The sequence below is a fragment of the Phocaeicola barnesiae DSM 18169 = JCM 13652 genome (assembly GCF_000374585.1).
Lineage (GTDB): Bacteria > Bacteroidota > Bacteroidia > Bacteroidales > Bacteroidaceae > Phocaeicola > Phocaeicola barnesiae.
The window spans coordinates 21540-47994 of record NZ_KB894644.1 but is presented as its reverse complement, the minus strand read 5'-3'; the positions used below and the strand labels follow the sequence as shown (position 1 = coordinate 47994).

Sequence of the window (26455 nt, the reverse complement as noted above, 5' to 3'; positions counted from 1 at the left end):
ACGTAAATCCGGGGGATTAAGAACGTAAACAACGACTGCAGAAAAACGATATATAATACGAAACAACGACTATTCAGTATCTTCCCAACCAACAATACAGACATGGATAAGAAAAAGAACATAGCCTTGGTACTCTCCACAGGGGGAGCCAGAGGAATTGCCCACATCGGTGTTATCGAGGAACTGGAACGCCAAGGATATCACATTACTTCCATCGCCGGTTGTTCGATGGGAGCGTTGATTGGTGCGGCGTACGCTACCGGAAGGTTGCAGGCCTGCAAAGAAGCCCTTCTGTCACTGAACAAACCGTCCCTCTTGAAACTGATGGATATCACCGTATCCCGAAGCGGATTTCTAAAGGGCAACAAACTGATGCGGAGAATCGCTGAAATCATTCCCGATGTACGCATCGAAGAGCTGAAGATTCCCTTCACCGCAGTAGCTACAGACCTGCAGACAGAGCAGGAAGTAGTGTTCCGTAAAGGGAAACTGCTGGACGCTGTACGTGCCTCCATTTCCTTACCGAACCTCTTTCAACCTTTCAAATGGAACGGAAGTTTTCTCGTAGATGGAGGATTGTCGGCTCCTCTACCCCTAGAATATGTACACAGGGAAGCAGATGACCTGCTGGTAGCTTCCGTAGCCTATAGCCTACACAGCAATGACAAACCGTTTTTACTGAAACCAGACCGGTACTTCTTCATGAGCCAGCCTACCACCATTCTGGTCCAGAAGAATATCAGTCACACCATCGCCCGTTTTCATCCCGACATGGTGATACGCTCGGAAACCCGTCCGTTTACGATTTTTCAGTTCGATAAGGGGAAAGAACTGATAGCGTTGGGAGTGGCTGCGGTAAGGAAGACACCACTGCACACTGATTTCCTGTCGTAATTCTTGCCAGTTTATGTATTCAGTCAAAATGACTAAGCGATAAAGTCAGGGAATTTAACAAAGCCCATCCACTGTAGAATCATACCAAGCATCCACACAAAAGTCGTGAACTTAAAACAGATAATCACTGCTTCTCAACTGCCTCCATCCCGCCGGCAGACAGCTCCACACTGTACTCCCGCCCGGCAGGAGTACGCAAGATGCAGCACTTGTGCTTGCGGTCAACCTTAAAAATCAAATCACGATTGAGCAGAAGATTACGTCCGGCACGGATAAAGTGACTGTTACCCAATTTACCTTCAATAATCCCAAGTCTTTCCAGTATGATTTCTTCACCTTCGGCCAACATGATGTAGGAATAATTACCACTGGCACGCACGTAGACCACCTCATCCTTGCTTACATAGAGCGTACCGTTGAGGGTACGGAAAGTAAACTTGCCTGACTGTGCTTGGGACTGTGAGGCTGAGGATGGAGTCGTCGCGTCGCGCTCCTCAATGCGGCGGATGGCCTTTGCCAGGTCCGATACATCCACAGGTTTCAACAAGTAGTCGGCGGCAGCGAAACGAATAGCCTCCAACAGATACTCCGAGTTACTATATGCTGTCGTAAAGATGATGTGAGGCAAAGGGATGGCTTCCTTCAGTTCATGCAACAATTCCAAGCTGGTATGTCCCTGCAACTGAATATCGAGGAAAAGAATATCCGGTCTGTGGCGCAGAATGGTGGTAAGGGAAGCTTCGTAAGATTCACAACAGTCCACCACCTCAATGTCGGGGTGGTAGGTTTTCAATTTCTGGAGAAGCGAGAGGCGTGGCAACCGCTCGTCTTCAACAATAATGGCACGGAAGTTCTTCATAAGCGATAAGTAAAATCAGAAATAGTTATAACGACTGGGAACAAACAACTCGAAACGGGTGCCGCATGCTCGGCCTTCCGGTGTCCTGAGGTCTGTCACAGTCTGCACGATAGGTACGTTGTTACGCTGGTTATACAGTTCAATCTGCTGTTCCATGATGCTGAGTCCCTGCTTGGTGGAGGAAGTGGAGAAAGTGGCGGCAGCTTCGCGTCCTACACCATCGTCGGTAACGGCAATATTGATACCGCCGGAACGGACGGTGACTTCAATGTCTATATGCCCGTTCCCCGATTTGTTACGCAGCCCGTGCTTTACAGCATTCTCGCAGTAAGTATGCAATATCATGTTCGGCACTTGAATGTGGGTATCCACATCAGGCGACACACAGATGCGGTAGGAAAGACTTTCACCATAACGCAGTTGCTCCAACGAGAGGTAAAGACGAATGTATTCCAGCTCCTTTTCAAGGGAGCGTGATGGCTTGTCTACGTCCAGTAACGTAGAGTTGGTGAAGCGGGAGTACAGGGCGAGATACTTGTTGGCCTCCTCCACAGAATGGTTCAGGATGAAGTATTCGATACCCGCCAGCACATTGGCATTGAAGTGAGGGATGGACTTCAGGCGGATGGACTTCACCAGCAGGTTATTCAGCTTGATTTCGCGCTGCAGCTCGTCCATCTTCCGGCGGTCACGCCGCTTGTAGTAGGTGTAGGCCAATGTCCAGATGCCGCCGGCCAGCACCAGTGCGACCGCCAGCCAGAACCACGTGTGCTGCCAGAAGGCGGGCTTGAGCAGGATGTCCACCCCGATGGTGTCCGACGAGATGTTGCCCAGCAGGGCCGACACCTCCAGCCGGTAGCGTCCGGGGGGCAGGTTGCTGAACTGCACCTCGCGGCCCGTCTGCGGCTGCGACCACTGCTCCTGGAAGCCTTTCAGGCGGTAGCGGTAGCGCACGTTGTCGGTGGCGGAGTGGGAGATGGCGATGTAGGAGAAGCGCAGGTTGGGCAGGCCGTGTTCCAGGCGGATGACCCCGTCGGCGCCGGCCGTGGCGCGCTGCCAGTTGACGTTGTCTGCCGAGGCCTGCACAGACAGGAGTTCCAGCTTGGGTCTGGTGTATTGATAGACCAGCTCATGAGGATGAAAAGAGACGGTCTGATCCACACAAGGAATCCAGACAGTACCGTCATCCGTCTCGGCAATATGGGCAGCTAACGGCTCAATACCTGTAAAACCGTTATACTGATTGAAGAACATAGTCTGCAGCAGTTTGTTGTCGGTGATGTAAAGCCCATCGATAACAGCTACGATGAGAAAATTGTCGCGTGTCTGGTGAACTGAACGTATCGGACTGCCGTAATTCTGAACCAGCACAGCGGAGTCGTTGCGTACGGTGTAAAGATTTTCGCCCGAGGCGAAGAAAATTTCACCATAGGAATTAACGGTCATAGCCGTACAGGAGATGCTGCTATCCGGCTGAACAATGTCGTGGCGTTCTTCGCCACGTAAACGTATTGCACCATAGGCAGTACCCACGTAAAGGTTGCCGTCCCCGTCGGAGCAAGCGCAGAAGACGCCGCGCAGACCTTCGTAAGTCTGAAGAATGCGTCCACGGGCATCGGTAACGTAAAGTGCCTGGCGGGTAGCCACAAGCAGACTATCGTCATGGCCGTCCAGAAACTGGTAATTGAGCCACGGTAACCCCAGCCAACGGCGTTCATTACCGTTACAGGCCAATACGTCACCCATTCCCAGCAGATAGCTAGTATGACCTATTCGGGCCGTGCGAGGCAAAAAATAGTTGCCTTTCTCACGAGGATAAGAAATGGGACACAGTTCGTCAGCATTTGGTCCACACAGCAGGCATCCGTTCAGAGTACCTGCCAATAGCCTTCCTTCCGCATCTTCGTCAATGGCTCGCAAGATATCGTTGCGGTCGTTCAAACGGTGATTCATGAAATTCAGCTGGAAGAAGTTGTAGACACCCTGGTAAGTGGCCAGCCAGAGGTTTCCTTCACGGTCGATGCACATCTGGCGGATGAGGTTGATACCGTCTACAATACGTCTGACACTGCCGTCCTTCGAAAAGCGGTACAGGTTATGGGCATCGTGTATGAAGATGTTCCCCTTGCGGTCGGCACAGGCGGATACACCGTAATCCGGTGCCAGAAAGCGACAGGGGGCCACGAGGCGTGTACTGTCACCGTTTATTTCATAGATGCCTTCGGCTCCGAAAAGAAAAAGCTGTGTTCCGTTTCTCAAAAGCGAATAAGGTTCAGTCACCTGGATGGGTGACAGAACGGTACCATCAGCCTTTATCCGACAAAGATGGCTGGCGGTGGGAATGTAGAATGTCTGCGAAACGCTGTCCAGATAGACCCTACGGCAAAAGTCCATGCTGTCCAGTACGGACGATTTCAATACAGTTTCAACCCCTTCGGTGGTCAGACGGCAGATTTCACGCCCACGCTCCTGCTCATCTTCCAATAAAACCAGTCCTGGCGGTAACGAGTAAGTGTTGAGGTTGTTCAGCAGCAGTCCCCTCTTTGTGAGCGGTATCGTCCGTATCGTACCCTCCTTATCCACCACATGCTTACGCCGGAAACCAAGCGCCCACACACTACCATCCACTCCTGGACAGAAAGAAAGAATGTTTTCCTGCTTTCCTTTCAGATAAGGTGTGAACTCGAATCCGTCATAGCGCACGAATCCACTCAGTGTGCCAATCCAAATATAGCCCTTCGCATCCTGCCAGATGTACTCGGTGAGCATCTGAGGAAGACCGTCCTGTGTGGTGTAATGGCGATGAGCGTATTCCGAAGTGACAGCGACAGGCTCTGCAGCAGTCACGGAACGATCCTGCATCAAGAACGCCAACACGACGAACAGACAAAGCAAAATGTAACGTTTCGTATTCATGCTGGATGGGACATTTATAAAGGCTTTGCTTGCAAATATATTCTTTTCCGCCGACTATTCCAATCCTCCTACAAGCCCTTACAAAAAAACACCCGTTCATGTACGCCAGTCCTCCGTTCGTGTAAACGGTAGGGGTATTCGTGTAAAGCACACTCACAACCTATTGTAAATTAAAAACTTATCCACTATCTTTAAGTCACCAGAACTAAAAAAATCACCATATCCCGAAGTCCTCTGGAAGGGATAACTGATGAAGGACAATATGGAGGACAGCCAATTAACCGAAGTCTAACTAAAAGAACAGGAGGATGCAGCTATGGAGTACAAACAGAATCAGAAAATGAACCCGAACAAACGTAAAGAGAACCCGTTAGGCTGACACAGAACTCATTTACTATCCTTTAAACTCTTAACCAGAATGAAAAGCATCATGTATACAACACTCATATTAGCCACCTGCCTGTCCGCCGGGTGCGGAAGGGCAGGAGGAAGCGAAAGCGCTGCCGAGGGGACGACCCCGGCAGGGACGGACGAGCGCAAGCCCACTGCCACCGTGTACGATGAAACAAGGAAGGTCAGCCTGTACGATCCCTACATGCAGAATGCCCAAGTGCTTACCATCGACTGCCTGCCCGGCTGGCAGCTGGTGGGGCGGGTGGACTTGGAGGAGTTCCAGCAGGCGAACGGGTCGGTCAACACCCAAATCAAGGGGAGCGACGGGGCGAGGAAGCTGGGCTTCTACTCCGAGGCGATCCGCTCTTACTACGACGAGAACGACGGTGTGGCCACCGGGCAGCGTCATCCTCTGCTGCGCAGCATGAAGCGGCCCTACACCACTGCCGAGGACTATCTGCAATATGTGGTAAGGACACAGTTTCCCCATGCACAGTCCGTCGAACTGAAGGAGGTGCAGACTTATGACAAACTGCCGGACGCGATGAGACAATACGCTGACAAATACGGCCAAATACTCCTGCGGAATTTCCAACAGGGTCTGGCCAACTCGGTGATGGGCAGTAGCTTTACCCAGATACGCGGTGCCAAAGCAGATGCGGCGGCCATTGTCTGTGTCATCAAGCTGGAAGATGGCAAGGAGGTGTACCACGTGGCGACGGCCTGCTTCTTCATCCTCGACGTGAGGATGCCTTACGGCACAATGCGCACCATCGACCGCCGTCTGTGGAACGTACTTGAACTGACCACTTTTACCGCTACCGACGAAAAGAGCCTGGACCTGGCCGGTAGCGAGGCAGCACGCATGAAAGGGTCAATTCAGCTCAATCCCCAGTATTCGCAAGCCATCGTTTCCATGCAGCAGGGAAGAATCGAGCAAATCAAGCAGCATGTGCGGGCGGGCATCATCCGTAACCAGCAGCAGGCCGCCCGCATCAGCGAGCAGATCCGGCAGAATGCCGCCGAAATCAGCGACATACAGATGTCCATGTACGAGAGTACCAGTGCCATGCAGGACCGCGTGACACAGCTGCACAGCGAAGCCATACGGGAAGTGAACCCGTACGTGAGCAGCGACGGAACGGTGGTGGACGTACCCATCGGCAGCGGCACGCAGGTGTGGAGCACCTCGGACGCAAGTACCATCCTCTCGTCGGACAGCTATTTCTTCAATCCCAACATCGGGTCGACCATCGAGTATCAGGAGATGCAGCTGCTGCGGTGATGCCGATGGAGAAGAAATGAATAAAAATTGTTTAACCCTTAAATAATAATGACTTATGAAACGAATGATTATGTGGCTCATCGGCCTGTTGGTTATGGTATCGACAGCCAATGCACAACTGCGCAAAGGTGATTTATTGATAGGAGGAAACATCGGTCTGACACTGGACATCGGCTCATCGGAAAGTGTAAACGGTTGGGGAGTCGTTTCCAACAGTACGGATGTTGACGTGACTTTTTCGCTTACTCCCGCCATCAACTACATGCTTACAGACAACTGGTATATCGGTGGAGGATTGGGATTGTCTGTAGCACCGGGAGGGGCAAGTCTGTTTACCATCGGACCTAGTGGAGGCTATTATGTACCGTTCAACAGAACAATCGGGATGATGAATACCGTCGGCATGGGATTCGGTGTATTAGAAAAAACATTTACCTTTACCTTCGGATATACGCCCGAACTGGCAATTTCTCTTTCCAACAGAATGTACCTTATCACCGCGTTAGGTTCATTGGGATATAATTCCGGAAGCAAATCTTTTACCATCAGCCTGCTGCGTGAGGCTACACTGGGATTCTGCTATGCTTTCTGACTGATCTGATGGAATGCCTATGTAAAGACAGGCTTATCTCTAGCAATTTTAAATAACACCTGTTGAATCGAGTAGGAGGAAAACAAACGGTTTTCTTCCTACTCTCGTTTTACAATTTTTCGTACTGCCGCATAGATTGTCCTGCATACGGCGCGGTTGTAAACTGTTAATAAAACCTCATTCAGCTTTCGCCTCGAACGAACAGAAGAAGCGCAAAAGCTCTCCATTGGCCCGATTGTCAATCTCCGCTTCCCGCTCTTCTTCAAACAGATCTAGAGTAGCCGAACATTCTCCACAGATATCCACCCCTATCACCTGCTCCTGCCGGAGCACCACAGCCAGCAACTGTTCGAGTTCAGGCAGACTAAGGGAACCTTGGTCCCAGTTGGTGACCGCCGAAGACGGGTTCAACACATCCTTGTCAATGGAGATGTAGACCGGTTCACTAACATGCTCGGCAGCAAAAGCCTTCCAACCGGCCTCCTGATTGAAGGAAGATTCACTGTAGAAACGGACACGGCTGCCATATTCCTCCGGCACTTCCTGCACCAGACGGTCTGAAGCGCCGACAACAATCACCTTCCGACAATTCACATTGGTATCAAGAACATCTTTCACCCAACTTCCGCATGACAAGATATGCTCGAACAACGGAGGTTGCATATCGGGATGATGGTCGAAAACCATCAGGGCAAACGGAACATCCAACTTATCCGTCCAAAATTTTGTAACGTAATGATAATCGCCCGAATCGATGAAATGGATTCCCTGGGGAGAATAACCGTTTATCAACCGCTTCAAAGCCGATGCCCCTTCCTCATCGCAATAACATTCTGTTCCGTTCAGATGTCTGCAGTCCAGCCATTTGATTTTCGGGTTACGGAGGAAAGACTCATAATCATACACTCCGGTAAAATTCATGACTACGACCGATTTTGCATACCGGTCACGAATTATCCTATTTTTATCTTCCATACATTCATACTCCTTTCTGCAAGTAAAAAACAAACCACAAGAAAGCACTATTCTGACCTTTGTCAGCCAACAGACTCATCTGCAAGGCTTTGAAAAGACAACCAGGCCTCATGATACTCCAGTATCCGAGCGAGGGCCACCTTCTTGGATTTCGGGTTCAGAGGTACTGCATTTTTATGAGATGAACAAGTCTTTCACATGGAATCTTTGGCCTTTCTTTCTGCAATGATCTGATAAGACTCCGGTAAAACCATGTATCCAATGAAATTCCTGATGAAATAGTTGGCAACCACCAATGTTGTTCGTATATTTGCGAACAATATTCAAGATTATGGAAGAAAAGAAAGAATATACGGTTACACAGGAACAGTTGGCCAGATTTGCCAAAGCGTTGGGCCATCCCGCCCGAATCGCCATTATGCACTTTCTGGCCAAACAGACAACCTGCTATTTCGGAGACATTCATGAAGAGCTTCCTATTGCCAAGGCCACTGTATCCCAGCATTTGAAAGAGCTGAAAGATGCAGGACTGATACAAGGAGAAGTAGAAACTCCCAAAGTAAAGTATTGCATCAACCGTAAAAATTGGGAATTGGCCCGCAGGCTCTTCAACGATTTCTTCAACCAATGTGTCTGCCAGTCAGGAACATGCTGTTAATCAAATGGCTTTTAAGACCGTTCCGGATGATGGAAGAAACATTTAATATTTTTCACCCTTAATGTTCGTTATTTTACGAAATACGTTTAACTATAAAAACCAACCACAATGGAAATTAAAGTATTAGGAACAGGCTGTGACGGCTGCAGAGCCTTGTATGAAACAGTGGGACAAGTAGTCAAAGAATTAGGTCTGGAAGCTGTAGTACTCAAAGAAGAAGATCTGATGAAAATCATGGAATACAATGTAATGACACTTCCGACCCTTGTCATCGACGGTAAAGTAGTGGCAAAAGGCAAACTTTCCGCTAAGGAAGTGAAAGAAGTATTTCTTCAAACAATAGGCTGAAACCGTATGAAAATCCTGATTTTATGTACAGGGAACAGTTGCCGCAGCCAGATGGCGCACGGTTTCCTCCAATCCTTAGACGAGGATATACAAGTCTTCTCTGCCGGAACACATCCGGCTCCCAACGTCAATCCTTTGGCTGTTGAAGTCATGGCAGAAATTGGCATAGACATCAGCAGACATACCCCCACCGATGTAAACACCTATCTGGATAAAACATGGGATTATGTGATAACCGTATGCAACAACGCACAAGAGACCTGCCCCACCTTTACAGGCAACGTCTGGAAACGGTTACACATCGGATTCGATGACCCCTCGGAAGCCAAAGGAACAGCCGGATTCATCAGAAATGAATTTATCAGGGTACGCAATGAAATAAGGAACGAATTCACGAAATTTTATCTCACTGAAATAAAGGAACAGCAACAATAGGAATACTCAACTTACAGATAAGATTTCCTGGCGGTTATCTGTATGCCTACCAACAACTAACAAGACTAGACAAGATCATGATACAAAAATTTGCGGACTGGCTGGTGTATGACATCTTCGGCCTGAAGGATACTACCCCTATCGGAGAAGCCGTGAACTTCTTCTTATATGATTCGATAAAGATTCTGGTTCTACTGTTCTTTATCAGTCTGATAATGGGTATCATCAATGCCTATTTTCCGATAGAGCGTTTACGCAATTATCTGACTTCGCGTAAACTGTATGGATTACAATACTTCTTCGCTGCGCTGTTTGGGGCTATTACCCCATTCTGTTCCTGCTCCTCCATCCCTCTGTTCATCGGGTTTGTAAAAGGTGGCATTCCCTTGGGCGTAACCTTTGCTTATCTGATTACTTCACCTTTGGTGAATGAAGTCGCAGTGGCTATGTTCATCGGAACCTTCGGACTCCGTATAACTGCCATCTACGTTATCAGCGGTATCCTGCTGGGCATGGCAGGTGGATTTGTCTTGGGAAAAATGAAGCTGGAACCTTATCTGAGCGGATGGGTACAACAGATACAACAACACTCATCCGCCGAATCCGATAAATGGGAAACCGGAAATACCCCCTTCATCAAACGCCTCCCCAAGATTATCCATGAGGCATGGAACATTGTCCGGGGAGTATTACTATACATCCTCATCGGAATAGGCATAGGGGCATTGATGCACGGCTACGTTCCGGAAGGTTTTTTCGAACAATATATGGCCACGGACAACTGGTTCGCTGTTCCGCTTTCTGTCATTCTTGCTGTACCGATGTATGCCAATGCTGCCGGAATCGTTCCGGTGATAGAAGTCTTTGTAGCAAAAGGAATTCCAATAGGAACGGCCATTTCCTTCATGATGGCAGTCGTAGGGCTTTCGCTACCGGAAGCCACATTATTGAAAAAAGTCATGACTTGGCGGCTAATCTGTATCTTCTTCGGTCTGATAACCTTGTTCATTATCTTCTTAGGATACCTGTTCAATGCCGTATTGTAAGAGCCTGTTACAGGTTTTCATCTACTGACCAAAGTAGAAATCGTATCCGAAAATGGAGTTACAACTTCTTTGGCTATAGCACCCTTGACTTACTTCCGGAATTCCAACAGAAAAGCATAGGAGAAACTCTGCTGAAAGAGGCTCATCAAAGAGCTGCTATCCTTGGATATGAACCAGCCGTCCTGCTTGGTCACAAAGACTATTATCCCCGATTCGGCTATTACAAAACAATAGAACACCACATAGAGTGCCCGTTTGACGTATCTCCAGAATATCGTCAGGTCATCGAACTGAAGCCCAATGGCCTGAATAATGTACACAATGTCGTACATTATTCCTCTGCTTTCTCTGAAAAATGAATGAATCAGGAATAATCATACTTAATTATCACTGAACTTGGATATAAAAAAAAGGATGTAAATCTCGTAATTACTTGATTTACATCCTTTATCAGCGGAGAGACAGGATTATGAACCTTTCTCTCTTAAATCCATGTAAATCATCGTTTTAATTCAGTTCAATTTTTCAAGTGTAACGATTTAGTAACTGAAAACCGTCTTTTTGTGTCACTCATAGACTTTCGCTTGTCTATGCTCAGACATTACGTTACAAAGATAACAAATTCTTCATTGAATAAAAATAATATTTCGTTAAACATTAAATTAACACTCATGCAGTAATAGTCTCAAATTTCAGACCATTCTTTCCATAGCTTTGGCTTATTTTCTTCGTTAGGCTTAATTTTTGAAATGGAAATAAATCGTTACATGAGAAAAAATGTTGTGATACAATACTTTTCTGATGCTATTAAAAATACAATCCCTTTTCCAGAGTTTTTGTTGTATTGATATTGGGTAATGTAACAAAAATAGAAAATTAGTTTATCCAATATCAGATTATCAAAGTATACTTCATTCCGAATTATATTTTTGCTGGCAGCATTTAAATAGCCTCCAAATGAAAACTCATATCAATGATTCCAATACCAGAGATCCTTTTTTCGACTATCCCACCACCACTAAACAAAGCAGATTACCGATACGCGAGGATGCAACTAGAGAAATAATTCGTTTGGGAACTTAGATAAAGTAGCACTCCAAGCATAAATATCTCATACTATTTGTTTATCTTTACCATCGATTAAGCAATACGGTGTTTATTATCGCAATATATTAGTCAAATTCGTTTCTATTCATCAGCATTAAAAAAGATGTAGGAAACATTTAATATATAGAGAGGATTTGTTTTATTTTTGTTTATTGAATATTTAACGAACTATTGAATATGGAAACATCATATTTTTATTCAGATAGTCTTAACTTGGGAGATATTGAGAATGTGTTATCACGGTTCGCTAGTGAAAACAAACACTCTATATATTTGTTGCGTACACCTAAAGGAGATAATGAAGAAACTACTTATCAAAGTGTTATGATTTTATCTCCTGGATACAAAATAGCTCTAGTTAATTTAGAAGCAGATACCCATATATTTGATGATTATAAATATGATATAGAGATGTCTGTGTCACATTTGTATAAAACGTATGAATATGAGAAAGTATTAGGACGTTTTAAAACTATCTGGAGCCATGTCGTAGATTTCTCTATGACTAAACGGGATTTATCTGATGTCTCTGACTTGTTCCGCAGACTTAGAATTGCAGACCCTAAATATAATAAATGGGCAACAATAATAATTTCTTTATGCACAGGAAGCATCAATGACATAGAAAGAGTTAAGGCAGAAGTGCCTATAACCTTGCTTGACAAAGTGAAACAGAAAATACAATTGTTTGATGCAGACCAAACTCGATTTATTTATCAAAATAAAGGCGAAAGCAAGAGGGTGAAAATTCAGGGACTTTCAGGTACAGGAAAGACTGAGTTACTGCTTCACAAACTAAAAGAATTATATACGAGCTATAGCAAACCTAAGATTTTTGTAACATGCCACAATAAGATATTAGCAGATTCTTTATCAAAGAAAATTCCAACGTTCTTTAATTTGATGAGGGTATCAGAACAGATTGCTTGGAACGAACGGTTATGGTGTACTAATGCTTGGGGTAGATACGGGGATGAAAATTCAGGTTTATATAGATACATTTGTGATTTTTATGGTATTGTATACCATAGTTACGGGAAATATACATCATTTGATGATGTATGCCAAAATGCGTTATCCCAAATCCGTGGAATAGCAGATAAAAAATATGCATTAGACTATATATTAGTTGATGAATGTCAGGATTTTCCTGAAAGTTTCTTTAAATTATGCGAAGAAGTTACGTCTCAGAAGTTATACATAGCTGGCGATATTTTCCAAAGTATTTTTGAAGAACATGTCATTTCAGATTATTCTGCAGATTATTTCCTTACAAAATGTTATCGAACAGATCCAAGAACTCTTATGTTCGCACATGCTTTAGGCTTAGGATTATTTGAAAAACGAAAGCTAAGGTGGCTAAGAAAGGAGGATTGGGAAGCTTGCGGATATATATATACAGAAGATAATGGTAAAATATCATTAACACGCGAACCTGTCAGAAGGTTTTCTGATGTGGAAGATGATTACAAAAGTATTGAAATCAGAACCTTTAAGGAGGAAGATGTTGCTTCCGCAACATTGGAAGTTATAAATGATATACAAAGTGAAAATTCAGATGTATCAATCAATGATTTGTGTATTATTCTACTGGATGATGATAACTATATTTATAACTGGGCAAATCAAATAGAACATGAAATAAGTGTCCGTCTGGGATGGGAAGTCAATAAGGCTTATGAAACAAAAACAGTCATTAAAGACAGGTTGCTATTAAGCAATAGAAATAATGTGAAAGGATTGGAATTCCCCTTTGTTATATGCATCACAAAAGGACTAGTTCCACGTGAATCTTATAGAAATTCATTGTACACAATGCTTACTCGTTCTTTCATAAAATCTTACCTTATCATATCAGAAGAGCAAGCTGAAAATGCAACAAAATTGAGACATAACTATGATGTAATAAATGAATTAAAAGCTTTAAAGTTTAACAAACTATCAATTGAACAACAAAAACAGGTAGAAACTCGGTTTAAGAAATTGAAAAATAGACGACCATTGGCAGATGAAATACGTGATTATCTGAAAAATAAGGGTGTAGAAGGAAAACTGATTGACAAAATGGTAGAAACTGCACTTGGAATGGGCTGGCAGGATCTTGATGAAGATGAATTACAAAAGAAACTTGATTCTTTCATACTAATATATGGAGAATAAACAAATGTCAAAGCATGATTTCTATATTAACTTAACAGATGCGAAAGGACGTGAGAATATGTTTTCGGAAGTCACTAATGTCTATGATTTCATTAAACTGAAACTTACAGCCTTAGAACTTCTAATAACACAATGGAATGGATGTCATGAGCAGGAAATGTGCAAATTTCCGTATATGTGTGTAGAAGATTATGAATTGCATCGGATATTTGTTGAAAGTAACAATAAAATAATAAGTTTTGGATTCGGCCTTAAAATAAAAGCAAAGCTAAATAAGATAGATGCCTTCATATTGATAAAAAAGGACGACAGTGATAGTGGAAATACAAAAAAAATTGAAATTAATGCCAAGCACATATCTGATGCCATTGCTATATTAAATCAAGTAACACAAGAGAAGACAGGATTATACAATGATATAGTATTTGATGATTTAGAGAATATCCCAAGTGAAGAAGGAAAGCATTTGTTCGAATATTTATTATTTGAGGAACCTGCATATATCAGATATGACTACGATAAACAGGCTGCTAAAGGGGAAAAATCCATCGTACATCCACAGTATCATTTTGATATTAATTTCACTAAAGACCACTCTTATAAGTTAGGATTGCCAAAATCTATTGACGAAAACGAATTAAGAAACATTTTTCTTAGCAAAGATTTTTGCAGAATGATTTCTTTAAAAAAGAATAGAATTAATCGTGGTACTAAAAGTTCGTATAATAATAATTTAAAATTTTTAAGAAGATCAAGAGGGCGATATTAAAGACACTGTCCGAAATTTTATGTAAATGGAAACAGGATTCAGTTGTAAGTTCTTCTTATATCTGGATTCTGTTTTCAAAAATAAGCATAAACTGGTTCATAATCAAGCCCCAGTTTGAAATAGGCATAGTCCATTTCTTTTCAATCTCCATAAGTGAAAGATAGACGGTCTTTTTGACGGCATCATCCGAAGGGAATGAAAGCTTTGATTTCGTGTACTTTCTGATTTTCCCGTTCAGGTTTTCAATGAGATTTGTGGTATAGATTATTTTTCTGATTTCCAGCGGGAACTGGAAGAAAACAGTCAAATCATCCCAGTTGTTTCTCCATGAAAGTATGGCATAAGGATATTTCCTCCCCATTTCTTTTCCAGATTGTCAAGTTCTGTGGCTGCTACTTCTTTGTTGGGTGCATTATAGATATTCTTCATATCCGCTGTAAACTCTTTCTTGTCCTTATAAACGACATATTTACTGGAGTTTCTGATCTGATACACCACACAGATTTGAGTGGATGACTGAGGGAATACGGTGCGGATAGTATCCGTAAATCCATTCAGGTTATCAGTACAGGTAATCAGTATATCCTGTACTCCACGCACCTTTAAATCAGTCAGTATACCCATCCAGAAAGAAGAACTTTCCGATTTGCCTACCCACATGTCAAGGACTTCCTTCAGACCGTTTTGTTTCAGGTTGACGAAAAGATAAACGGTCTTGTTTATGATTTTGCCGTTATCCGTACCTTGAAGATGATACCGTCCACCAGACTATCAGATAAACAGGATCTAAAGGGCGGTTCTGCCACTCCTAGGCTGCCTGATTTACCTTGTTTGTAATGATGGAGATGGCTGATGTCGAGAGCTCTATTTCATAAATTTCACGCATCTCCTCCTCTATATCGGAAACGCTCATTCCTTTGGCATATAGGGAGATAACAAGCTTTTCTATTGAAAGTCCACGGCTTTCATGTTTGGGCACTGCTATCGGTTCAAACTGGCCGTTACGGTCACGCGGAATGGAAATGACAGATTCCCCATGTTCGGTTTGGATTTTCTTCGGATAGTTACCGTTACGTGAATTGCCGGTGTTGTTTCCTGCCACAGAATTCTTCTCATAACCCAAATGGACATCCATTTCGCCTTCAAGCATCTTCTCCAGCACCAGGGCATGCAACTGTTTCAGAAACTTGCTCACATCAGCTTCTGTCTTGAACTGGCTAAGGAACTCCTTGCTTAACACCTCATCGGGCACTACTTGATTCTTTTCTTTCATAATCTTCTTCATTTTGCAAATCTATAAAATAAAAAATACGAGACTCAAACTTGAATCCCGTATTTTCCATTTACACAAAATCTTTTATAGTGCCTAAAATCGACCGACTTTAGTTATTGCTGACATATAATTCTATCTATAGTTTGGTTATCTTTACAACAATACATAATCCCATATTCAGATCTGCTTCTAACTGTTTGTATTTACCTTCTATTTCTTTGTTGTTTGAAATATAACGAACTATAATTTTAGAATTTCTGCTTAAAGTCGTGTTCTTTTCTTTAATCCCCATCTTTCGAAGTGTTTCCTCTGTTGCTTGTAGCCATTTCTTCAAATTTTCAGTTATACTTTTTACCTCATTGATAGAGAGTTGTTCTTCTTTAAAATTCTCTTTTTGGTTATTGTAAGAAATCATTTTTTCAAGTAACAAAGCTCCCTTTTTTGAAAAAACAGCATAATCCTTACGAATGAATAAAACAAAACACTCATAATAATCTATTAAAATATCCTTATCATATTGTTTACTTACAAAATATCGCTCAACAGATCGGTATTTTTTTATTATCTGATCCGCCTCCCTGATGGCCCTTTTTCTTATAAAGTAATATATTGATGTTGAAAATAACTCGCAAATAAAGTCTTGCAACAACTGACTGTTATTTAAATTTAAAATAATATCCAAACATTCATCTGGATTATTATATTCTCTTAATTGATGTAATGCAATTTTACAACGTTGAGAAAGATCAAATAACCATTCTTGGGTATGTACTAGTTTCACTATTAATTTAAAGAAATCACTAGCTTTTTCATCTTCATTTTTAACTAATAATTCATATATATAAATAACAGCATTTTCCTTTGACTCATATAGAAAAAAACGCAAATATTTAGTTATATCATATTGAGGATATTCTAACATCAGCAATGCTAAAATTTGACTCGCATAAAATAAATTAAATCCTAACGTATTATCAAAATCTTCTGGCTCAGGGCGAGCTTTGATTGTTTCTAGGCTATTATATAACTCATAAGCAGTACTATCCCTTGTTTCTTTTTTAACATTTCTCAATTTCATATACAGTAATTGAGGACGTTCATTAAGTTGTGATGACTGTAACGCACTTTCTATATAGCTGACGCATAAATCTTTATTCTTTCTTTTCTCTTCTATACAGGCTAAATAATAAAATACAGTTGCCAATAAATGTTGCTTTAGCAATTCCATTTGTGACTTTTCAATTTGTTCATTAAGCAATACTTCCGCTTCTTTCCACAGAGCTGTATCATCTTGTGAAACTAAAACATCTACTAAACCTAGTATCGCTTTAAAATATACCTCTGTGTTTCTGATTGTATTATCTTGCAATAGATCACGAAAACATTTTTCAGCTTCTTTAAAATTCTCATCAGAAGCCAAAGTATATCCCCTTAGTAACATACTCCTATGATGGAATTTCGTTTTTGTTCCTCTTTTTATAATTTCATTAAGATATTTCAAAGAGTCATCTGTGCGATAAGTTCTAAAATAAGCTTCTCCCATTAAGAAGTTTGCTTTATCAATATCATCCAAATCTGTTGGATTAGAATCAAAAAATTTTTTAAGATGGGCAATTGCTTTTTTATAATCACGCTCTAAATGTATACTTTTATCTGCAACAGAAAGATAATTTAATTCTTGGTCATGTATAGCTAACAACCAATCATAGGTAAGACTTTTGGCTAATATTGGATTTTTAAATTCAGGAATAGTTTGTTTATAATCGATAATACCAGCTAGATATAATTTACTTTTTACATCATCAGATAGAGAATCACCCTTGTCAATTGATAATTGTATTAAGGCATCACATAATTCTGAATCTAATTTAACTTTTTCCCGGATAGAATCTATAGGAGCTCGATCATAAGTAGTTAAATACATCTTCTTTACCAAATCGTCTATTTCTTCTATGCTTGTTACTCGTTGTTGCTCTGCAGAGGCACATAAATCCCAAGACATACGAGGTTGTCCTTTAGTCCAATAATATAATCTTTCTATAATATTCCTATCAATATGACATAGATAGTCAGATTTTTTAGTTAAACAAAGAAATTCCTCATATGTAAAATCCGTCATGTAAATCTTTTCACCAATATTAAATGGTGAAATATTGGGATCTTTTATAATATCCTTAGGCTCTACTACTCCAGACATAATATACGTCGCTCTTTTTAATTCAGGGAAATTAGCATTAGCATAATAATGTCCACGTATAAGAGAAAATATTCTATCAGAATATTCAGTGCGAAGTAAAGCGTCTATTTCATCAAGAATGAAAACTATTTTATCTACATATTTTAACAAAATACGTAATTCACGATTAAACATTCGCAAAGCATTGTAGGTAGATTTCTCACGAATCTGCTCTATTTGAGCCTCTGCTTCATTGAATAATTCATAATTAACTTCTATAGCTGTATCTATAAGCGTGTTTAAACATTCTCTTTCTGTATAATTAGACATTATAGAAAAATCTATATATACAAAAATATTTTTATTGTCTTGCAACAAATCCTTTGTATGTAATAACAAATTCGTTTTTCCCATTTGTCTTGCAACCAGAACATAACCAGGACGTGCCATTTCTGCTATTATGCGTTTTATTTGCATATCAGCGGCTCGCTCAACATACATTTCACGAGGAACTTGTGCTGATGAATTTATTGTTCTTGTCATATTTATCCAACTATTATCCGATTAATAACAATATCATCAATTTTTCTATATCCCAATGAACAAGATTCTTTTAATGCATTTTTTATTAGACGCGGTGAATACTTAAATTTTTCTATGAAATCCTCTATTTTAAAGTCGCTCCAGTCTAAATATACCACTTTGGTCAATAAATCTATCAATTTTGTGCATTCTTCCATTGTCCAATCTTTCAATTCTAGAAATTTTATATATTGAGCTATTTTATTTCTGTAATCATCAGAATCTATTGCTTCTAATGGAGATGCTATAGATGATACCATGAAAAGAATTGTTTTACCTTTTATGTTTCTACTGCAATAATTCATCATAGAACAAAACTTATCAACAAATTCTCTAAAAATCATACTTTTGTGCTCAAACGGAATCTCATCGATCAACAAATACATATGTTTTGTTACAATTTCCGAATTTAAGATTTTACAAATTTCTTTTACATAATCTTCAAAACAAGATATTTCTTCTGTTTCCTTATTTAACTTTGCACATATGGATTCATAAATTGTATCAAAAGTATCCAATACATTATTCTTAGAACATAAAGACAAATCTATATAAATATATTCTACATTATTATGAATAAGTGTTCTTGTTAGCAATTCAGATTTACCCATTCCGGAATTTCCATAGACCCAACAACTTTTTGTCATTATAAAAGGTTGTAGCTCAACATCTACGTTACGCTCAAGATAATATGGTGAACAATCAGTATCATAATGCACAAAAAAGACTTTACTAAGATCAAGTTCCGAAGGACGATACCAATAATTTGTTTTATTATCTATAAGAGAACTTACATTAATAGTCTGAAGTGCTTGAGTACAAGCATGGACAGCAGCTTTAGCCGCATCGGCTTGTTTTTCCTTCTTATCTAATCCTTTATTTCCATCTGCAAAATCACAAATAGCTTTTAGTAGAATCCATGGTTTTCCATGTTCTTCACAAACAGCAGCAAGACCAATACCTTCCATTTCTCCACCTCTATATTCTTTAAAATAGGACTTTAGCTCATTACGTTTGGTAATATCATCTACTAGTTTTTCTCCTGAGAGCAATGGACAAATTTCTATCCGAGTAGATTCTCCTTTAACATTTTCCCATTGCCAATTTCGGGCTATAACTGTAAAAGCATCAATAAAAGGAATTGAAGCACAATGCTCCTTCCCACGGTAAGTTACACTTCCGTCATGATTGAAACGTTGGTTTTCATAAGGAAAAATTTTGCAAGCAACAAGTACATCTGAAAAATGTTGAGGAGTTTCTCCTTCATTTTCATACATTCCAAAAGCAATACCTAACATTATCACAGCTTTTATACAAGGCCAAGTCTTAAGAGCTGTAGTCGTTGTAAGTATAGAAGAACCTTTTTCTTGAGTTCCCATTTTCTCACACTGACAATGAATTATATTATAACCTCCAAGAATACCTGCAAAATAACAATGTCCTTCATCTTCTATTTCAAGCAATCCTTCTGTACATACAGGTTCTAAAGCTTTGTGAAGCATTTCAGTTTCTATGTCTGTTGCTGTTACTATAAGAATATCAGCTATATTTTTATTTAGAAGAGTTCTATAATTGATTTTCATAATAAATCTTACACTTATTATTTAAGAATTAATTTTTATGTTCCATTAAACAGATTTAAAAACGGTATTTTACATAAATGCGAAGTATGAATATCTATTCATACAACAAATTACTTTTCAAATACGATACAATCGAAAAACAAGTGAAAGTATGAATCACTTCTTAAGATTTTGTACTCCATATTTACTCAATGACTTTCACCCCAATTATACCTTATTCTTAATTGACAAAGATACTACTTTTATTTCATATAGCATAAATACAATATACTTATCCATATAAGAAACAGTAAATGAGACTTATCTGCAAATCACACTAGATAAACCATACATGACAAATTTAGTTCCTTCTTCATCATTCATTTATAAATCCTAATACTTTATTAACCTTATGACACGCAAGTGTCAGCCTGCTTTCTTTTCCGCACTCTCATAACTGTCGCCGTTATACACCTTTCAGGTGCTGCATCAGACTATCGTTTACGTTACAGGAGCAAAGGTAATGACGGGATTAGGAACGAAAATTTTTGTTGAAAAAATCTCCACGCCTTCGGGTAGTATTTATTTCAAAAAATTTTCTGATGCCTACTCCCTAACCTTTGAAAAGCCCCTGAAACGAAACGACAGATGCAACCAGGAAAGGTGCATAATAGCGTTGACAGATGAGAGGCGAAAAAAGAAAGAACCAGCCACCCATCGAAAACAAAAAACAAAAGGATATGAAAACAAAATTGGCAAACATGGTAAAGGCGGTATTCAGGGTAATTCTGAATATAGCATTAAGTATAGGCGGACTTCTTGTAGGTTTTACAGGTGAAATCGTACTGGGAGTGGTTCAGATAGCGTTAAGCATCATTTGCGCCATTTTAACCCTCATTGTATTCCTTATGTTCCTTCTTTGGCTGTTCACACTCTAAAAACTTTGAAGATATGACCAAGACAGAAAAACAACTCGCAGCATCCTTTTCGGGACACAGAAAAGAACGCATCATCAAGACAAGCGACATTCGCCAAATCAGACTTGACATTATTGCTCATATAACCCTCCTTTCCGCACAAGGCTATAAGGTCTTTTACAATGGCATGGCAAACGGGGGCGCCCTCATGGCAGCAGAAGCGGTTTTGACGGTCAAACGGTACTTCAAGGACATCAAGTTAATTGCAGTTATCTCATTTAGGAAACAGGCGGAAAGATACGATGAAGCAGACAAGGCCATTTACAGAGATTTTCTGAAAAAGGCTGATGAAGTGGTACTCATTTCTGACAATTACTTCAAAGGTTGTTTCTTCCGCAGAAATGACTACATGATTAAACGGTCTGACAAGATTATAGCCTACTGGGACGGAGAGCTGAAAGGTGGAACGTACTATACGGCAAGGCAGGCAGAGCAACTCAACATCGAATTTATCAACCTTTATAAAGTATAACATCATGAAACGATACAGCAAGACAGCAGCGCAGCAATGCAGGTTTTACGAGGTGGACAACATCTTTGAGTATATGGTGGAAACCTACATCAACGGCAACCATTCAACCCTAAGAAGGCTATACCACGAACTCAACAAGGAAGCGAGAAAGGACTTTATCGGTTTTCTTTTGGTGGAATGCCCTCCACAATACCACACGGAGATTTTACAAGAGATTGTCTGACCCCATAAAGAAACGGAGATGAACAGGACAACGGAAAAGATACCCACATGGAGTTTAGCCTATATCATCAATGGCGATGCAACCGCACTCACAGACGATGAAGTTCTAACAATAGACAGATGGATGAAGCAATGGCAAGTACAAGATGTTTCACCCCTCACAGATGAAAAAGGGAACGCACAGCCTTATTTCACCCATTATCCCCTTTTCGGACTTCCCACAGAAGTGGAAGATTGCGAGATACTTTATTTGAGCGACAACCCGACTAAAATTTGAGATTATGATGAAAGGAACAGACCATTTCAAACGAACCATACAGATGTTTTTGGAGCAGAGAGCAGCGGAAGATGAACTATTCTCCAAAAGCTACCGCAACCCAGCCAAGAACATAGACGATTGTGTCACATACATTCTGAACTATGTGCAGAAAAGCGGTTGCAACGGCTTTTCAGACGGAGAGATTTACGGACAAGCCATTCACTATTACGATGAAAACGAGATTGAAGTAGGCAAGCCTATACAATGTCAAGTAGTTGTAAACCATGTGGTGGAACTGACAGAAGAGGAAAAGCAGGAAGCAAGGAGAAAGGCGGTTGCCCAATATCAGCAGATGGAACTCCAAAAGCTACAGAACCGCAACAAGCCGACAGCAAAAAAAGAAACACAAGTCCAACCCTCATTATTTGATTTTTGATATGAAACCGAGAACACGCATACAGAAAGAGGTAGTCCGTTTGTCAAGCGGACTGCCCGAACTGACAGACAAGCAGAAAGCATACGCTTTTGAACATTGCTTCAAGCATCATGCCTACCGCACAAAAGGCGGAACTATCACTTGTTCGGAATGTGGACACCGCTGGAAAGGCGGACACACTCTTGCGGAAACTATATGTGGCTGTAGCTGTCCCCATTGCGGAAAGGAACTTGAAATACTTGATACCCGAAAGAGAGTTTTCAGGGACAGCGCATATTATGAAATCATTACGACCCGAAAAGGCTATCAAGTGTTGCGCTACTTTATGGTAGGAGCAACATACAAGGTGGGACAGAAGGCAGAGTATTCCATTCGGGAGGTGGTGCAATGGTGGATTGCCCCAAACGGAAAGACTGAAGTTATTGCCCGACTGAGAGCCATGCACACGATGTACTATGACCTTTGGACTGAATGGAGCGATATGGATTTACGCAGCAACAAGATGCTGAAAGCATACAACATAGACGCATACAAGACTTATCCGGCAATGCGCATCATTCCCGAATTAAGGCGAAACGGCTTCAAGGGAGCATTCCACGAACTGACCCCATACGAATTTTTTACCGCCATTCTGACGGACAGCAAAAAGGAAACATTGCTTAAAGTGGGACAGACAGAAATGTTCAGATATGCCGTCATTTCAAATATCAATTTACATGAATATTGGAACTCCATAAAAATCTGTATCCGAAACGGCTATCATATTGCAGATGCCTCCATGTGGTGTGACCTTGTAAGACTGCTCCGACATTTCGGGAAAGACACCCACTGCCCAAAATATGTTTGTCCGACAGACTTGAAAAAGGCACATGACCGACTTGTGAGAAAACGCGAAGAACAGATTGAAAGGGAAAGAGCTGAGCAACGCAAGGAGCAGTTGGTCAAGGACGAAAAAAATTATCTGAAGTCCAAAGGCAAGTTCTTCGGACTTGTGTTTACCGACAACCTTATTCTTGTAAAGGTCATTGAGAGTGTGGCAGAAATGCAACTTGAAGGAAAACTGATGCACCATTGTGTGGGAAGCTATCACAAGAGGACAGACTCTCTTATCCTATCTGCAACCATTGACGGCAAACGCATTGAAACGGTGGAGGTTTCACTGACAACATTCAAGGTGGTACAGAGCAGAGGTGTATGCAATTCCAATACCGAATACCACGACCGCATCATCAGCCTTGTAGAGAGCAATGCCGAACTTATCCGCAAGCGGATGAGTGCTTGATTTATAGACTTCAAAATATACATGATATGGAAATAAAGATAGAAAACATACTGATATTATGGGACGAGAAAGTAACCGACATCTTTGTCAGTCTGATAAACACCTTGTCCTTGAGTTTCAGTGAAAAGGAAATCCGCAATTCAATGGCGAAACTTTCAGAAAACGAGAACTTCGGAAGGCTGTTCGCCTACGGCTTCGGAGCGCATCACCTTTGGGTAGCCCAAAGGATGATAACCGACCCCGAAAAGGTAATGGAGAACCGACTGCTGATTGTTGAATTTTAATAAATGACTACCATGACAACAAGAATGACCATCAACGGAGTGAGTACCTGCCAGACGGCAGGTACTGAAAAGTACGAAAAGTACCAAACGATTATCAGACGGAAAAGAACACCCCTTTTCCAGTATGACTACCGACACACGGACGGAGAACTTTTCTCCTGCGTGAGACCAACATTGGAGGAGTGCAGACACTTGCGTGACGAATGGATAAAAGGAAAGGAGGACAGATTATGACAGCATACTATGATACTTTGATTGTGACATTCAGCGACCCTATCAGAATTTTGGATATGATGTGTACCGATACTTGTGATGTGGCAACATTAAAGGAATGGATAGAGAGCTACGAAAGTACAAGAATGACCCCGATAAACGAACATACGGCAGTCATCACTTCCGAATACAACATGGTGCATGTGGTGGAATGGCTCAGAAAATATACCCCCATTGCCGAAATGAAAGAATACTAAAGGTGTGGCGGTACACAATACCGCCCGCACCCGAAACAGATAATCCATAAAACAGAAAGAGCATGAAATACTATTTTATATTGACAGACAGCAGGGACACATGGATGCAGTTCGTTTACCTCCCTACGGGAGATTATGTGTCCGGCTATATACGTGACTTGCAGAGTGTGGGAATATCCGTACATGACTATGACCTTTGGACGGAGGAAACACGACCCATTGCCGAGCGCACATTGGAACATATAAGGCAGAGCATGAACGTATAAAAAAATCGGGTGGCAAAAGCCACCCATTGACAATAACTTAAATTCATATACAGATGATAGCGAATACAATCTTACAGCAGTTGGGCGGTCATGGATTTACCGTCATGACGGGAAGCCGTAACTATATCAATTTGGGCAACGGACTACAAATGAGCCTTGCAAGGAACAAGACGTCAGCCAACAGACTGAAAATCATATTGGATGAGGACACGGATACATACACCATGTATTTCTATCGTCAGACACTGACGAAGTATGCGGACATCAGGGTCAAGGAGATAGCCAAATACGAGGGAGTGTACTTTGATATGCTCCAGCAGATTTTCACGGATGTAACGGGACTTTACACCCGACTTTAGGCAGAGGCGGCGAGAGCCGCCCTACTTTCTTTCGGTGAGCAGAAGGCGGACAAAGAAAGTAGCAAAGAAACCGCTGTTCCATATTCTCGAATAGCATTTGTTTTTACATTTCATGCCAATCGAAATCGGACAAATGAGTTGAATCTTTAATCTCAACATCAACGTCCTGTTGCAATCCATGTTTAAGTAACATAACTCCCAAAGAATTAAGACGATATTTATTTGTATCATTGGCATCTATAACAGTGTTAGATAACACACCTGCACTTAATAAAATATCAGTAGAACCATTTTCATAATAATCCTCTTTATATTTTTGCAGTTCATTTATGTCAGAAAATGGAATACGCTCTAACACAGCACATAAACGAATAAAATCTTCTATACTTATTTCTTCCTTAATTTTCGCTTTCATTAAATTAGTTAAAATATTAACTTTATTAGTATTATCTAATCGGTCTAATAAGGCTAATAATACTTCACAACCATCTTCTTTATTTTTTTCAGTATATTCAGATATGAAGTTCATACGCTCTTCTATAGTGGTATCATGAGTAATAAAAATAAACCTATGAATTTTTTTCATAAGCCGAAAAGTTTGATAGTTTTTAGTTACCTTGTACAGTCCTTTTATTGCCCCTATTATAGGTACACCATCTAATACACCATCATCAATAATAGCATCCATAGCTATATCTCCAGCATCAGCAACTAAATCATATGCATCTTTACTTTTGAATGTTTCTTCAAATGGTTTAACAATATTGTTCATTTTGATTATTTATAAATAGATTTTGATTTTATATTCTTTTAAGGCGTAAAGATATGAAAAAAGCGACAGAGAAACGCTTAATCTCTGTCATTCTTTCTTTTTTCATCTCTCATACAGCAGCAAAAACTCCATTTTCCGTCGCCGCTCTATCGAGCGGATTTTCCGCCCCTTGTAGTGGCAGTAGGATATATACTCCTTATAGATGTCCCTGTCACCGGCTTCCAGCTTTTTCAGCAGACGGCTTTTCGGGTGTTTCCCATATCCGAGCAGAGTTCCGTGACCCACATTGTAGCTGAGTACGGTCAGGATCAGGGCATCTTTCCCATACTTGCTGAACAACCTGTAACGCTTCTCCAAATCCCTTATCAGCAGTTTTTCCGCTTCCGCCTCCGTCATATCATAGGACAGTTCCTCTCCCGGAAGTTTACAATGTCCGTAACCGTAGTACGGATAATCAGAACGGTCATGGAGTCCCTCGTATTTCTTAATCAGCTCGACGGCTAACCCGGCCTTCGCTTCATCTTTGAACGAGGCGGGTGTCCCAACCGTACCCGTATTCTGCGCCGGCAGGCTGGCGGAAAATGCAACCGCCAGCACCGCCGGGGCAAGCAGCCTTTTCATTACCC

28 protein-coding genes and 1 pseudogene are annotated in these 26455 nt (G+C 41.2%); 20 read left to right on the top strand and 9 right to left on the bottom strand.

What is annotated here, in order from left to right; genetic code table 11:
* Positions 1-102: 102 nt before the first annotated feature.
* Complete coding sequence (locus C510_RS0102465; protein ID WP_018709756.1) at positions 103-894, top strand: patatin-like phospholipase family protein; 792 nt, start codon at positions 103-105, stop codon at positions 892-894.
* Between the two features lie 124 nt (positions 895-1018).
* On the opposite strand, the gene C510_RS16820 is transcribed toward C510_RS0102465, so the two are convergent.
* Together C510_RS16820 and C510_RS0102455 are read right to left on the bottom strand one after the other, a co-directional pair.
* Positions 1019-1753: a LytR/AlgR family response regulator transcription factor gene (locus tag C510_RS16820; RefSeq protein WP_018709755.1), complete on the bottom strand. Its 735-nt coding sequence runs from the start codon at positions 1751-1753 to the stop codon at positions 1019-1021.
* A gap of 15 nt (positions 1754-1768) precedes the next feature.
* Positions 1769-4669 carry a sensor histidine kinase gene (locus C510_RS0102455; RefSeq protein WP_018709754.1) on the bottom strand — a complete coding sequence of 967 codons (2901 nt, stop codon included), beginning with the start codon at positions 4667-4669 and terminating at the stop codon, positions 1769-1771.
* Between the two features lie 937 nt (positions 4670-5606).
* On the opposite strand from C510_RS0102455, the gene C510_RS17285 reads away from it, so the two are divergent.
* Complete coding sequence (locus C510_RS17285) at positions 5607-6347, top strand: hypothetical protein (protein WP_154651938.1); 741 nt, start codon at positions 5607-5609, stop codon at positions 6345-6347.
* A 55-nt stretch (positions 6348-6402) separates the two neighbouring features.
* A complete protein-coding gene (locus C510_RS0102445; RefSeq protein WP_154651937.1) occupies positions 6403-6939 on the top strand; it encodes a hypothetical protein in 537 nt (178 codons plus the stop codon).
* A 177-nt stretch (positions 6940-7116) separates the two neighbouring features.
* Here the strand turns inward: C510_RS0102445 and C510_RS0102440 are convergent, their stop codons facing one another.
* The gene (locus C510_RS0102440) at positions 7117-7914 is read right to left on the bottom strand and encodes an arginase family protein (protein ID WP_025892195.1); all 798 of its coding nucleotides are present in this window, start codon (positions 7912-7914) and stop codon (positions 7117-7119) included.
* A gap of 331 nt (positions 7915-8245) precedes the next feature.
* On the opposite strand from C510_RS0102440, the gene C510_RS0102430 reads away from it, so the two are divergent.
* The 4 genes from C510_RS0102430 to C510_RS0102415 all read left to right on the top strand — a co-directional run bounded on the left by C510_RS0102430 (position 8246) and on the right by C510_RS0102415 (position 10401).
* Complete coding sequence (locus tag C510_RS0102430; RefSeq protein ID WP_022339767.1) at positions 8246-8572, top strand: ArsR/SmtB family transcription factor; 327 nt, start codon at positions 8246-8248, stop codon at positions 8570-8572.
* Between the two features lie 108 nt (positions 8573-8680).
* On the top strand, positions 8681-8920 hold the full coding sequence (locus C510_RS0102425; protein WP_018709748.1) for a thioredoxin family protein: 240 nt from the start codon (positions 8681-8683) through the stop codon (positions 8918-8920).
* Between the two features lie 6 nt (positions 8921-8926).
* Positions 8927-9355: an arsenate reductase ArsC gene (locus tag C510_RS0102420; protein ID WP_018709747.1), complete on the top strand. Its 429-nt coding sequence runs from the start codon at positions 8927-8929 to the stop codon at positions 9353-9355.
* Between the two features lie 77 nt (positions 9356-9432).
* Positions 9433-10401, top strand: coding sequence for a permease (locus C510_RS0102415; RefSeq protein WP_018709746.1), 969 nt, complete (start codon positions 9433-9435; stop codon positions 10399-10401).
* Positions 10402-10490: 89 nt separating this feature from the next.
* Here C510_RS0102415 and C510_RS0102410 read toward each other — a convergent pair whose 3' ends face one another.
* Positions 10491-10733 carry a hypothetical protein gene (locus C510_RS0102410; RefSeq protein ID WP_018709745.1) on the bottom strand — a complete coding sequence of 81 codons (243 nt, stop codon included), beginning with the start codon at positions 10731-10733 and terminating at the stop codon, positions 10491-10493.
* Between the two features lie 952 nt (positions 10734-11685).
* On the opposite strand from C510_RS0102410, the gene C510_RS0102405 reads away from it, so the two are divergent.
* Together C510_RS0102405 and C510_RS0102400 are read left to right on the top strand one after the other, a co-directional pair.
* Entirely contained in the window at positions 11686-13668 is a 1983-nt protein-coding gene (locus tag C510_RS0102405) for an STM2767 family DEAD/DEAH box helicase (RefSeq protein WP_025892196.1), read from the top strand.
* Positions 13658-14437, top strand: coding sequence for an STM2766 family helicase-associated protein (locus C510_RS0102400; protein WP_018709743.1), 780 nt, complete (start codon positions 13658-13660; stop codon positions 14435-14437). Before C510_RS0102405 ends, C510_RS0102400 begins: the two co-directional genes overlap by 11 nt.
* 55 nt (positions 14438-14492) lie before the next feature.
* Here C510_RS0102400 and C510_RS17000 read toward each other — a convergent pair.
* From C510_RS17000 to C510_RS0102375, 3 genes and pseudogenes are all read right to left on the bottom strand, one after another.
* Positions 14493-15710 (bottom strand): annotated as a pseudogene (locus C510_RS17000) (IS256 family transposase).
* Between the two features lie 136 nt (positions 15711-15846).
* A complete protein-coding gene (locus C510_RS0102380) occupies positions 15847-18429 on the bottom strand; it encodes an AAA-like domain-containing protein (protein ID WP_040365896.1) in 2583 nt (860 codons plus the stop codon).
* A gap of 2 nt (positions 18430-18431) precedes the next feature.
* Positions 18432-20051 carry a phosphorylase family protein gene (locus C510_RS0102375; protein WP_018709738.1) on the bottom strand — a complete coding sequence of 540 codons (1620 nt, stop codon included), beginning with the start codon at positions 20049-20051 and terminating at the stop codon, positions 18432-18434.
* 719 nt (positions 20052-20770) lie between these two features.
* On the opposite strand from C510_RS0102375, the gene C510_RS0102370 reads away from it, so the two are divergent.
* The 11 genes from C510_RS0102370 (at position 20771) to C510_RS0102325 (ending at position 25057) form a co-directional block, all read left to right on the top strand.
* The gene (locus tag C510_RS0102370; protein WP_154651936.1) at positions 20771-20968 is read left to right on the top strand and encodes a hypothetical protein; all 198 of its coding nucleotides are present in this window, start codon (positions 20771-20773) and stop codon (positions 20966-20968) included.
* A gap of 13 nt (positions 20969-20981) precedes the next feature.
* Positions 20982-21479: an SLOG family protein gene (locus tag C510_RS0102365; protein ID WP_018709736.1), complete on the top strand. Its 498-nt coding sequence runs from the start codon at positions 20982-20984 to the stop codon at positions 21477-21479.
* 4 nt (positions 21480-21483) lie between these two features.
* Positions 21484-21702, top strand: a complete 219-nt coding sequence (locus C510_RS0102360; RefSeq protein ID WP_013619456.1) for a hypothetical protein — start codon at positions 21484-21486, stop codon at positions 21700-21702.
* An 18-nt stretch (positions 21703-21720) separates the two neighbouring features.
* Positions 21721-21978 (top strand): DUF6926 domain-containing protein, encoded by a 258-nt coding sequence (locus C510_RS0102355; RefSeq protein ID WP_018709735.1) that lies wholly within the window; start codon positions 21721-21723, stop codon positions 21976-21978.
* Positions 21979-21985: 7 nt separating this feature from the next.
* The gene (locus tag C510_RS0102350) at positions 21986-22396 is read left to right on the top strand and encodes a PcfK-like family protein (protein WP_025892200.1); all 411 of its coding nucleotides are present in this window, start codon (positions 21986-21988) and stop codon (positions 22394-22396) included.
* Position 22397: 1 nt separating this feature from the next.
* Positions 22398-23678, top strand: a complete 1281-nt coding sequence (locus C510_RS0102345; protein ID WP_025892201.1) for a PcfJ domain-containing protein — start codon at positions 22398-22400, stop codon at positions 23676-23678.
* A 26-nt stretch (positions 23679-23704) separates the two neighbouring features.
* Positions 23705-23962, top strand: a complete 258-nt coding sequence (locus tag C510_RS0102340; RefSeq protein ID WP_022232584.1) for a hypothetical protein — start codon at positions 23705-23707, stop codon at positions 23960-23962.
* Between the two features lie 12 nt (positions 23963-23974).
* Positions 23975-24196, top strand: a complete 222-nt coding sequence (locus tag C510_RS16995) for a DUF3873 domain-containing protein (protein WP_081621812.1) — start codon at positions 23975-23977, stop codon at positions 24194-24196.
* Positions 24193-24432: a DUF6956 domain-containing protein gene (locus tag C510_RS0102335; RefSeq protein WP_005650234.1), complete on the top strand. Its 240-nt coding sequence runs from the start codon at positions 24193-24195 to the stop codon at positions 24430-24432. Before C510_RS16995 ends, C510_RS0102335 begins: the two co-directional genes overlap by 4 nt.
* 62 nt (positions 24433-24494) lie before the next feature.
* Entirely contained in the window at positions 24495-24698 is a 204-nt protein-coding gene (locus C510_RS16990; RefSeq protein WP_018709730.1) for a hypothetical protein, read from the top strand.
* A 53-nt stretch (positions 24699-24751) separates the two neighbouring features.
* Entirely contained in the window at positions 24752-25057 is a 306-nt protein-coding gene (locus tag C510_RS0102325; protein WP_018709729.1) for a hypothetical protein, read from the top strand.
* A gap of 103 nt (positions 25058-25160) precedes the next feature.
* Here the strand turns inward: C510_RS0102325 and C510_RS0102320 are convergent, their stop codons facing one another.
* A complete protein-coding gene (locus C510_RS0102320) occupies positions 25161-25829 on the bottom strand; it encodes a hypothetical protein (protein ID WP_018709728.1) in 669 nt (222 codons plus the stop codon).
* Positions 25830-25931: 102 nt separating this feature from the next.
* On the bottom strand, positions 25932-26450 hold the full coding sequence (locus tag C510_RS0102315) for a glycoside hydrolase family protein (protein ID WP_018709727.1): 519 nt from the start codon (positions 26448-26450) through the stop codon (positions 25932-25934).
* Between the last annotated feature and the right edge of the window lie 5 nt (positions 26451-26455).